Annotated in this window: 12 protein-coding genes; 8 read left to right on the forward strand and 4 right to left on the reverse strand. The window is 71.8% G+C overall.

Annotated features, from left to right (window positions below; translation table 11 throughout):
* Window positions 1-104 precede the first annotated feature (104 nt).
* From E1286_RS42805 to E1286_RS42820, 4 genes are read left to right on the forward strand one after another with little or no spacing between them, the layout of a single operon-like run.
* Complete coding sequence (locus E1286_RS42805) at window positions 105-1,076, forward strand: winged helix DNA-binding domain-containing protein (RefSeq protein WP_132622426.1); 972 nt, start codon at window positions 105-107, stop codon at window positions 1,074-1,076.
* Window positions 1,077-1,134: 58 nt separating this feature from the next.
* On the forward strand, window positions 1,135-1,710 hold the full coding sequence (locus E1286_RS42810; protein ID WP_132622428.1) for an RNA polymerase sigma factor: 576 nt from the start codon (window positions 1,135-1,137) through the stop codon (window positions 1,708-1,710).
* Window positions 1,700-2,482, forward strand: a complete 783-nt coding sequence (locus E1286_RS42815; protein ID WP_132622430.1) for a CU044_5270 family protein — start codon at window positions 1,700-1,702, stop codon at window positions 2,480-2,482. Before E1286_RS42810 ends, E1286_RS42815 begins: the two co-directional genes overlap by 11 nt.
* Window positions 2,483-2,536: 54 nt before the next feature.
* Entirely contained in the window at window positions 2,537-4,042 is a 1,506-nt protein-coding gene (locus tag E1286_RS42820; RefSeq protein WP_246075650.1) for a heparinase II/III domain-containing protein, read from the forward strand.
* 15 nt (window positions 4,043-4,057) lie between these two features.
* Here E1286_RS42820 and E1286_RS42825 read toward each other — a convergent pair whose 3' ends face one another.
* Window positions 4,058-4,501 (reverse strand): MarR family transcriptional regulator, encoded by a 444-nt coding sequence (locus E1286_RS42825; protein ID WP_132622432.1) that lies wholly within the window; start codon window positions 4,499-4,501, stop codon window positions 4,058-4,060.
* A gap of 164 nt (window positions 4,502-4,665) precedes the next feature.
* On the opposite strand from E1286_RS42825, the gene E1286_RS42830 reads away from it, so the two are divergent.
* A complete protein-coding gene (locus E1286_RS42830; protein WP_223190891.1) occupies window positions 4,666-5,091 on the forward strand; it encodes an SPW repeat protein in 426 nt (141 codons plus the stop codon).
* 150 nt (window positions 5,092-5,241) lie between these two features.
* Complete coding sequence (locus tag E1286_RS42835; protein WP_132622434.1) at window positions 5,242-5,979, forward strand: Clp protease N-terminal domain-containing protein; 738 nt, start codon at window positions 5,242-5,244, stop codon at window positions 5,977-5,979.
* An 86-nt stretch (window positions 5,980-6,065) separates the two neighbouring features.
* Here the strand turns inward: E1286_RS42835 and E1286_RS42840 are convergent, their stop codons facing one another.
* Genes E1286_RS42840 through E1286_RS42850 form a run of 3 tightly spaced genes read right to left on the reverse strand, consistent with a single transcriptional unit; the run spans window position 6,066 to window position 8,582 of the window.
* The gene (locus tag E1286_RS42840; protein WP_132622436.1) at window positions 6,066-7,184 is read right to left on the reverse strand and encodes a magnesium and cobalt transport protein CorA; all 1,119 of its coding nucleotides are present in this window, start codon (window positions 7,182-7,184) and stop codon (window positions 6,066-6,068) included.
* 32 nt (window positions 7,185-7,216) lie between these two features.
* A complete protein-coding gene (locus tag E1286_RS42845; protein ID WP_132622438.1) occupies window positions 7,217-7,696 on the reverse strand; it encodes a nuclear transport factor 2 family protein in 480 nt (159 codons plus the stop codon).
* A gap of 1 nt (window position 7,697) precedes the next feature.
* Window positions 7,698-8,582, reverse strand: coding sequence for an amidohydrolase family protein (locus tag E1286_RS42850; protein ID WP_165970171.1), 885 nt, complete (start codon window positions 8,580-8,582; stop codon window positions 7,698-7,700).
* A 116-nt stretch (window positions 8,583-8,698) separates the two neighbouring features.
* On the opposite strand from E1286_RS42850, the gene E1286_RS42855 reads away from it, so the two are divergent.
* Both E1286_RS42855 and E1286_RS42860 read left to right on the forward strand, forming a co-directional pair.
* On the forward strand, window positions 8,699-9,397 hold the full coding sequence (locus E1286_RS42855) for a M50 family metallopeptidase (RefSeq protein WP_132622440.1): 699 nt from the start codon (window positions 8,699-8,701) through the stop codon (window positions 9,395-9,397).
* Between the two features lie 51 nt (window positions 9,398-9,448).
* The coding region (locus E1286_RS42860) for a serine/threonine-protein kinase (protein ID WP_132622442.1) at window positions 9,449-10,372 on the forward strand (924 nt) is incomplete at its 3' end.

Raw genomic sequence — 10,372 nt, forward strand, 5'->3', positions numbered from 1 at the left:
GCCCAGGCCGCCACCGCGGCCTGGGCACGCAGCGACGCCCTCCGCCGCGCCGTACGCGCCCGCACCCCCGTCCCCACCCGCCTCCGTGACCGCCTCCTCCTGCGATGACCGCACCCAGAAGCGTCGAGGCCCAGCTCCTGCACCGCCCGCCGGGAGCCGGCGCGGGCGAGATCGTCCGGCGGCTCGGCGCGATGCAGGCCCAGGACGTGCCCTCGGCGCTGCTCGCCTTCCGCGCCCGTTCGGCAACCCTGACCGCGGCCGAGGTCGAGGACGTCTGGCAGGCCCGCGAGATCGTCAGGACGTGGGGCCCGCGCGGCACCCTGCACTTCGTCCACGCCGACGACCTGCCCTGGATCCAGACCCTGACCGGCAGCCCGGCGAACACCCTGCGCCGCCTGGCCGAGGAGGGCGTCACCGGCGACGACCTGCTCGCCCTCATCACAGGAGCTTTGGAGGGGCAGGGCCCGCTGACCAAGGCCGAGCTGGAGGAGCGCCTGGCGGGCCGGGCGCGCGGCCAGGGCGTCGTGCACCTGGTGGCGCTGGCCGCCCGCCACGGCCTGGCCGTGCTGGGCCCGCTCCGCGCGGGCAAGCCCACGTACGTGCACGCCGCCGACTGGCTCGGCGCGCCCGTCGCGGCCGAGCCTGACCGCGAGCGCGCCCTGAGGGAGCTGGCCGTGCGCTACCGCCGCGCCCACCACCCGTCCGCCCCCGAGGACCTCGCCGCCTGGTCGGGGCTGCCGCTGGGAGAGGCCCGCACGGCCTGGCGCCTGACCGCCGCCGTCCCGCCGCCCCCCGAGGAGGAGCCCGCGGTACGCCTCGCGCCCGCCTTCGACGAATACCTCCTGGGCTGGCGCACCCGCGACCCGATCCTGGCCGCCGAGCACGCCAAGCGGGTCTTCCCCGGCGGCGGCGTCCTGCGTCCGGTCGTGCTGGCGGACGGCGTGGTCAGGGGCGTGTGGGCCCGCAAGGGCACCCAGGTGACCGTGACGCCGTTCGGCGACCTCCCCAAGGACCAGCTCGACGCCGAAATGGCGGACATACGCCGCTTTTTCCAGAATTCTCGGCGGAAAGCGTGAAAGTGATCCGGTGTATCGGGTGATAAGAGATGACCACTGATACATCGGAAGGCTGCACATGACGGGGGAGACCCTCGCGACCACGGTGCCGTGGACCGCCCGCGCACCCGGGGCCCTGGACACCGCCGACGCGTTCGCCGCCGTGTTCGACACGTACTTCGGCGAGATCCACACCTACGTCGCCCAGCGCCTCGGCCCCGACATCGCCGAGGACATCGTCGCCGAGACGTTCTTCACCGCGTATCGCAAGCGTGCCCAGTACGACCCGTCCCGCGCGGGAGTGCGCGCCTGGCTGTACGGCATCGCCACGAACCTCATCGGCAAGCACCGCCGCCTGGAGGCCCGCACCCTGCGCGCGCTCGGCCGCTGCGGCCCCGAGACCGACACGCCGGGACACGAGGAGTCGGTGGCCGTGCGCGTCAGCGCCCAGAGCTTGCGGCCGGAGCTCGCCGCCGCCCTGGCCGGGCTCGACCGGCGCGACCGCGACGTGCTGCTGCTGGTCGCCCTCGCCGGGCTCGGCCACGACGAGATCGCCACCGCGCTCGGCATCCCGTACGGCACCGTCGGCTCCCGGCTGAGCCGGGCCAGGAAGAAGCTGCGCGCGCGGCTCGGGGAGGTGCGCGTTGACGGATGACCTGATCCACGACCTGTACGGCGAGCCGCGGCCCGACCCGCACGCCCAGGCCAGGGTGTGGCGGCGGGTGACGGCCCGGCGGCGGCGCAGGCGGCTGTCGTGGCTGGCGATCCCCGCCGTCGCCGCCGCCCTGACGGCGTTCCTGCTGCTCACCACCGGCGTCGGCGACCAGCCTCTCTCCGGCCGGTCCATCCTGCTGACGGCCGCCTCCTCGGCCGCGTCGTCCACCTCCGGCGGCACCTACTGGCACGTCAGGAAACTGCGCGACGGCGCGGGTGCGAGCGAGCTGTGGGTGACCAGGCAGGGGGAGGCGTGGACCGCCGAGCAGGGCCGGGTCACCCGCGTCACCGGCCGGGCGCCGTTCAGCATGGCCGGACGCGATCTGACGTACGAGCAGATCAGCGCGCTGCCGTCCGACGCCGCGGCGCTGCGCGAGCGGGTGGCCGCGATGTTGCCGCCGGGCTCCGACGGGCTGCTCGCCGACGCGCTCAGCGGCCTGCTGTGGACCAAGCCGTCCGCGCCCGGCGTACGCGCCGCCGCCTACCGCGCGCTCGCCGACCTGCCCGAGGTCCGCTACCTGGGCGCCGCCACGGACGCGCGCGGGCGCGCCGGAGAGGCGTTCGCCTTCGACCTGCCCTCCGGCGGCCGGCGGACGCTGATCATCGACCCGGACTCCTCGCAGGTGCTGTCCTGCGCGGACAGCGGTCACGGCGGGCGCTCCGAGGTCGTCCTCTCCGCCGGCTGGACCGACCAGGGTCCCGACCTTCCCTGATCTTCCCGACGCGCCGCGCGTGGGTCCCGCGCGCCCTGAAACAGGAGCCACGACGTGTTCTGGCGTGCCCGTACGACGTCAGGCAGGGCCATCTGCCTGAGCGACCAGTTCCCCTGGGTCAAGGTGGAGGAGGTGATGCGCGGCCTGGTGACGTTCGCCGGCCGGCCGCCGGTCCAGCTCGGCACGGAGATCGACTGGACCGCGAATCCGCACGGCAACCGCTCGTGGGCGCTGAACCTGCACACGCTGCGCTGGCTGGGCCGCCTGGTCGCCGAGTACGAGCGTTCCGGCGAGCGCTCTTGTCTCGACCGGGCCGCGGCGGTGGCCGACCACTGGATGCGGGCGAACCCGCGGGGCGGCGCCGGCGTCAGCCCGTGGGCGTGGGCCGAGCACGCGATCGCGCTGCGCGCCCCTGCCCTGGTGTGCCTCAGCGAGCACGTGCACACCCCGCGACTGTGGGACAGCCTGGCCGAGCACGGTGAGCTCCTGGCCGACCCCGGCCTCTACCGCCCAGGCCACAACCACGGCCTCGACCAGGACATCGCTCTCCTCGTCGTCGCCTGCCGCCTCGGCCGGGCCCGCTGGCGCGACCTGGCCGTACGCAGGATGACGGCCTCGGCCGAGCTGGCCATAGACGCGCAGGGCGCCCTGCACGAGCAGGCCCCCCGCTACGGCCTGTACGTGCACCGCCGCCTCGGCGTCGCCCTGCGCGCGATCCGCGAGAGCGGGGCCGAGGTCCCCGAGCGGCTGGTGGCCAGGCGGCGGGCGCTGGAGGCGTACGTCGCGCACGCGACCCAGCCCGACGGCCGCCTCGTCCCCATCGGCGACAGCCCCGCCGACGCCCGTGCGGACGGGTTCCCGCACGATGGGCCGGTGGTGCGGGTCTTCGGCGGCGGATACGTCTTCGGCAGGAGCGCGTGGGACGATCCGGAGTCCGCGTACTACTCGATCAGGTTCGGGCCGGGGCGGCGCCTGCACGGGCACGAGGACCACCTGGGCGTCACCTACTTCGCCGGCGGCCGCCCGATCCTGGTGGAGGCCGGGTTCCACTCCTACGAGCGCACCGGCTACGCCGACTGGACCCGCTCACCCGAGGCCCACAACGTCCCCATCCCGACCGGCGCGACCTTCCGCCCCGGCACCGCCACCCGCCTGCTCGACGCGCGCGTCGGCCCTGGTCACCAGTCGTTCGAGCTGGCCGACGACGCGTACGGGGTGCGCAGGACCCGCCGCGTGTTCGTCACCCACGGGTCCGGCATGATGGCCGTGCACGACCGCGTGGCCTCGGGGACCCTGCGCAGCCTGTGGCACTTCGACCCGGGCCTCAAGGTCCTGTCGCGTGGCGACGGGGCGGTGGAGCTGGGCGACGACACGGGCTTCCGCGTCACCCTGCTGCAGTTCCCGGCCGAGGGCCAGACGGTACGACCCGCCCTGATCTCGACGGGCTACCTCCGCACCGCCGAGTCCGTCACCGTCCTGTCCCCGGAGGCCCCCGGCGTCCTGACGACGGTCATCCCGCACACCCGTCACGGTTCCGGGACATCGGCGCGATCGTCATGACGCCCGGTTCGTTCATCACCGTGAGCCGGCCGGACGAGCGGCGGGCGCCGGGTGCACCAGCGTGTTGATCAGTGGAGCCAGCCGCCGGAGCTCTTCCAGGTGCGCGGCGCTGAGCAGGGCCAGCTTCGCCAGACCCGCCTGGGTCAGCGCGAGACGCACCTCACGGCGATCCCCGCCCTCCTCACGGGTGCGGCAGATGAGACCGAGCAGCTCCACACGGTCGGCCAGTTGTACGGCGCTGTGATGGCGGGTGCACAGATAGTCGGCGACCTCCCCGATGGTGGGCCCGCGCGAGTCGGCATGCCCGCGGATCGCCAGCAACAGTTGGTGCTGGGTCGCCGTGAGGCCGACGCGGGCCGCCTGCTGCTCGCTCCACCTCAGGAACCGGCGGAGCCCGACACGAAAGGACAGCAGGTTCGCGTAGTCCCGCTCAGTGAGTCGTTCGGCCTGTCGCCCCATAACTCATAACCTCTCCTAACGTGATAATATCACACTAAGAGGTACAAATCGGGCGGCCTGGACGGAGTCGGCACGGGCCCGCGCCGTCACGCGCCGCGTCCATGGCCGTCGTTCGCACAACCTCACGTACGCATGCCGCTGCATGCTCGAAGGTGGTGGAAGACATGGCTGGCGAGACCATGAGAATGCACCCCGACATCGCGGAACTACGGGCGAAGTACGAGCTCGCCGCGGAGGCGCCGACCGCCAGGGCGGTCGCCGGGCTCACGTTCCTGGCCGGGCTCTACCTCGCGATGTCCGCGTGGATCGTCGGGTTCGACGGATTCACGACCTTGACCGTGACCAACCTGATCGCCGGAGTCGCCTTGGCGACGCTGGCACTCGGGTTCGCGTCCGCCTACGGCCGGACGCACGGCATCGTCTGGATCGCCCCGCTGATCGGCGTATGGACGATCATCGCTCCCTGGGTCGTCAGTGGCGACGTCGCCACCACGGCCACGATCTGGAGCAACGTCGTGACCGGCGTGATCGTCCTGCTCCTCGGGCTGGCCGAGATGTTCGGGTTGAACCAGTCCCGATTCCGCCGATAACCCGTTCCCGCAACTCCACAGGCGGAAGCCGGCCCACCGGCTTCCGCCTCGCCATGCGGCGCCGCCTCCCGACGGCCGTCGAGACCCACGCCGGAAGCGACTTTCGGCCGCGCGTTGCGGGGGATAACCCCATGGGGTTACAGTGGGGTTATGCCAAAGATCAACGTGTACCTGCCGGACGACCTGGCCGAAGCCGTGAAGAGCTCGGGGGTGCCCGTGTCGGCGGTTTGCCAGCGTGCGCTGGAGCAGGCCGTGCGCCGGGTGACCGCGATCAGGGAGACCGTTCTGACCGAGCTCGACCTGGAGCAGCCGACCGGCGCCCTGACCCACATGACCGCCAGGACCCGTACGGTGCTCAGGCTCGCCACCGAGCAGGCCCGCGCGGAAGGCGCCGCCGCCGTCGGCACCGAACACCTCCTCGGCGGGATGCTGAGCGAGGGCACCAACCTCGCGCTGCGCGTGCTGGCCACCATGGAGATCTCCGAGGGCCAGATGCGGGCCGCGCTCGACCGTCACCGTCCCGCCGAGGCAGGCACGGGCGTGCCCGAACGGTTCGGCCCGCACGCCGCCGCCGCGCTCGAGCTCTCGGTCACCGAGGCCACCTCGCTGGGCCACAACTACGTGGGCTGCGAGCACCTGCTCCTCGGCCTCATCGCCGAGCCCGACGGCACGGCCGGCGAGGTGCTGCGCTCCCTGGGCGCCGACCTGCGCCTCACCCGGCGCGCCGTGTCCGCGGCCCTGGCCGGCTACGTCCACCTCCGCGCGCAGACCCCGCAGGCCGCGCCAGAGGCGCTCACCGAGCTGGTGACCGCAGCCGTCCGCCGCGAGATCGCCCCTTTCTCCGAGCGCCTCGGCGTCCTGGAGGCCCGCCTCGGGGAGAACGGCTGAGCCCCCGCCCCGCGCCCGCTTGGCAGGCGGTCGTCGTCCTCACGCTGCTGATCGGCCTGATCATCACAGCGTCGTGGTGAGCAGGGTCAGAGCCAGTCGCGGCGTTTGAAGACCGTGTAGAGCACCAGGCAGACGGCGCCCATCAGCATCAGCGCGAACGGATAGCCGAACACCCAGTGCGTCTCCGGCATGAAGTCGAAGTTCATCCCGTAGATGGTGCCGACCAGGGTGGGGGCGAACAGGATCGCCGCCCAGGCGGAGATCTTCTTGACTTCCTCGCCCTGCCGGATGCTGGCCTCGGTCATCCGGGCCATCTCCTCGTTCTGGGCCTGCGTCACCAGCGTCGAGTTGACCACCAGGATGTTCTGCAACATCTGGCGGAACGACGAGATCCGCTCCGTCACGGTGATCGCGTGGTCGGCCACGTCGCGCAGGTAGCGCTGCAGCTCGTCGTTGAGGCCGTATTTCGGCGCCCCAGCAATGAAGCCGTGGACCATGCCCACGAGCGGCGAGGTCGCCCGCTGGAACTCGATCACCTCGCCCGACAGCTCGTAGACGCGCCGCGACACCGACGGGTCACCGCCGAAGACCTGGACCTCGATCTCCTCGATGTCCTTCTGCAGCCCGGCGATCACCGGCGCGTACCCGTCGACCACGGCGTCGAGGATGGCGTACAGGACGGCCTGCGGGCCCTGCCGCAGCAGCTCCGGGTCCGACTCCATGCGCCTGCGCACGCCCTGCAGGTCGGGCGCCTCGGCGTGGCGTACGGTGATCACGAAGTTGGGGCCGACGAAGACGTGCACCTCGCCGAACGCGACCTCCTCCACCTCGTCGAGGTAGCGGGCGGCGCGCAGCACCACGAACAGCGTGTCGCCGTAGCGGTCGGCCTTGGGCCGCTGGGAGCCGACGATCGCGTCCTCCAGCGCCAGCTCGTGCAGCTGGAACTCCTCGCCGAGCTTGACCAGCTCCCATTCCTTGGGCCGGTAGAGCCCGATCCAGGCCATGCTGTCGGGCATCTGCTTGAGGCGTTCGAAGGCGTCGGCGAGCGAGCCGGGGTTGTCGACCCGTTCGCCGTCGCGGTAGATCGCGTTGTCGATCACCGTCGGGCGGTAGGGGGCCTCCTCCGTGGCGCGCGGGTCCATCGAGTGCTCGGGCGCCTCTTCGCGTGCCTCGCCGCTGCGCCTGAACCCTCTGACCCTGGCCATGGTCTCCCTCCCGATGAGGACGATAAGGACGACTAGGACGATTGCCGGTCGTCGAGCTGCCGCGCCGCGCGTTCTCTGATGGTCCTGCGCCACATCGGCGTCCACCCGAGCACCAGCCCGTGCGGCCGGCCCAGCGCCATCTTCGACCATCGCTTGAAGTCGAATTCGTCGTGATGGCGGACGATCAGGTCGTCCTCGAACCTGAACAGCGCGTCGATCTCGTTGACCACCTCGCGCCCGGTGCTGGAGAAGGTGTAATGGGCCGTCCAGTGCGCGGTGCCGGAGAAGTCGTCGGCGCGCACGTCGCGGTAGGAGGACGTCAGCCCGTTGCGTACGCCGAGCTGGATCCGCCACATCCTCATCACCCGGTCGCGCCCTTCGACCTCCTGGAAGATGGGGTCGCCGAAACTGACCTCGGGGTGGTAGCAGCGCTCCATGGCCGCCAGGTCCGCGCGGCCCAGAGCGTCGAAGAAAGCGCTGATGAGTGCTACGTGCCGATCGTTCACTGTCATATCAGATCATGGCCATGCCATTGCTCCAGCAGACGGCCCGCAACCAGTCGTCGCCGAGGTCGAGCCGGGCCAGTGCGTCGAGCTGATGGGCATACGGGTAAGGGATGGTCGGAAAGTCGCTGCCGAGCACCACCTTCCCCGCCAAGCCGAGGTCAAGCAGCGCGGGCCGCAGTCGTTCGGGAAACGGCATGCCGCGCTCGGAGAAGTCGGTGAACGCCATCGTGGTGTCCAGCGCGACCCGCTCGTAGCGGGCGGCCAGCTCGAAGAACGGTTCGTACTCCGGCATGCCCATGTGCGCGATCACCACCCGCAGCCGCGGATGCCGGCGCAGCACCTCGCTGATCGGCTCCTCGCCGACGTAGCCGCCCGGCACGGGGATCGAGCTGGCGTGCACGACCACCGGCACCCCCGCCTCGGCCAGCGGCCCCCACACCTCGTCCAGCTCGGGGACGCGCGGGTCGAACCCGCCCACCTGCAGGTGCACCTTGAAGATCCGGGCGCCGTCGTCCAGCGCCGCCCTGACGTACTTCGCGACTCCCGGCTCGGGATAGAAGGTCGCCGACGGCAGGCAGCCGGGCGTACGGCGGGCGAAGCCGAAGGTCCAGGCGTTGAGGTCGGCCGCCATGCCGGGTCTGTGGGCGTAGGCCAGGGCGGGGAAGGATCGCACGCCCAGCTCGCGCAGCCGCTCCACCCGCCGCTCGACCGGCCACTCGTACGCGATCGGCCAGCCCTCGCCCATGAGCGGTCCGCCGTGGTGGAAGTGGTGCCACACGCGGCGTTCCATCCGTTCGGGCAGGAAGTGCACGTGCAGGTCGATCAGGCCGGGGAGTCCCAGCCCTCGCCACCAGTCCGGCACGCGCGCGTCAGAATCCCGTTCCGTGACCACGGTGCAGACCCTACCGACCGCGCTCCCGCCGAACGGCGCGCTCCCCCCGGAATGCGGATAAATGCGCAGTCGTCCAGGAGCCGGGGAGGAGGCTGAGCGGTTAGGGTTTCTCCTCGATGGACAAGCTCTGGGCCCATTTGATCGATGTCCAGCCCGACCCCGACCCCTGGGTCGTCGCGGTCTCGGCGCTGGCCGCACTCGCGCTCGTCGGTTTCCGCATGCCCTGGCAGATCTCCCGGGGGCTGATCACGATCGCCCACGAGGGCGGCCACGCGCTGATGGCGCTGGTCACCCGGCGCAAGCTCGAAGGCATCCGGCTCCACTCCGACACCTCCGGCGTGACGCTGACCAGGGGCAGGCCCACCGGCCCCGGCATGGTGCTGACGGCGCTGGCCGGCTACCTCGCGCCGTCGCTGCTGGGCCTGGCCGCCGCCTGGCTGACCGAGCAGGGGCGCATCACGCTGCTGATCTGGAGCGTGCTGCTGTTCCTGGTCTGCATGTTGCTGCTGATCCGCAACCTGTACGGCGCGCTCATCCTGCTGGTCACCGGCGGCGCGGTGTACGCCCTGATCATGTACGCGCCGGCCGAGGCGCAGCAGGTCGTCGCCCTGGTGGCCGTGTGGTTCCTGCTCTTCGGCGGCATCCGGCCGATCATCGAGCTGCAGCGCAAGCGCCGCCGGCGGCAGGCCCGCGACTCCGACGCCGACCAGCTGGCCCGGCTGACGCTCCTGCCGGGCGGCTTCTACGTGTTCTTCTTCCTGCTCGTGTCGGCGGCGTCCGCGGTCTTCGGCGCGTACCTGATGAACCCCCTCTAGTATCGAAATTTCACACTAAACTCGCCCGCGAGCGCTATCAGGGGGAGTGACGTGCTGCCAGTCGAGGACGCGCCCGGCTACCGGGTACTCGATCAGGCGGGCCGGGGCGGGTTCGCCGTCGTGTACCGCGCCTACCAGGAGCGTCTCGACCGGGTGGTGGCGCTCAAGGTGCTCTCCGTCGACCGGGTCGACCAGCGCACGATGCGCAGGTTCCAGCGCGAGCTGCAGCTCACCGGCCGCCTGACCGGCCATCCGAACGTCGTGACCGTCTTCGACACCGGCGTGACACGCTCCGGCAAGCCGTACATCGCGATGGACTTCTTCGAGAACGGCTCGCTGCGCGACAAGGTCGGCAACGAGGGGCCGCTGCCGGTGCCCGACGTGCTGCGCGCGGGCGTGAAGCTGGCCGGCGCGCTGGCCGCCGTCCACGAGGCGGGCGTCCTGCACGGCGACATCAAACCCCAGAACATCCTCATCTCCCGGTACGGCGAGCCGGCGATCGCCGACTTCGGCGTGGCCCGGGTCGTCGACTCGGCGGAGGTGTCGGCCACCTCGCACGCGTTCACCCCGCTGCACGCGGCGCCCGAGGTGCTCACCGGGCAGCCGCACTCGGCCTCGACCGACGTCTACTCGCTCGGCTCGACCCTCTACCACCTGCTGGCCGGGCGGCCCGCCTTCCACAACCCGTCGGACCCGTCGATCGCGCCGCTGATGTACCGGGTGCTCAGCGTCGATCCGCCGCCGCTCAACCGCCCCGACGTGCCGCCCGGGCTGTTCGAGGCGATCCTGCGCGCGATGGCCAAAGAGCCCGGGCAGCGGTACGCGTCGGCGCGTGCGTTCGCCCGCCGGCTGCGGGAGGTGCAGGCCGAGCTCGGACTGCCCATGACGGACCTGCTGGGAGAGGACCCAGGCCCGGGCCTGTCGATGTCCACCGTCCCCCGCCGCCACGCCGGTTCCGGCCCGCCGGCCGGAACC

This window comes from Nonomuraea terrae, from assembly GCF_004348995.1.
GTDB classification, from domain to species: Bacteria; Actinomycetota; Actinomycetes; order Streptosporangiales; family Streptosporangiaceae; genus Nonomuraea; species Nonomuraea terrae.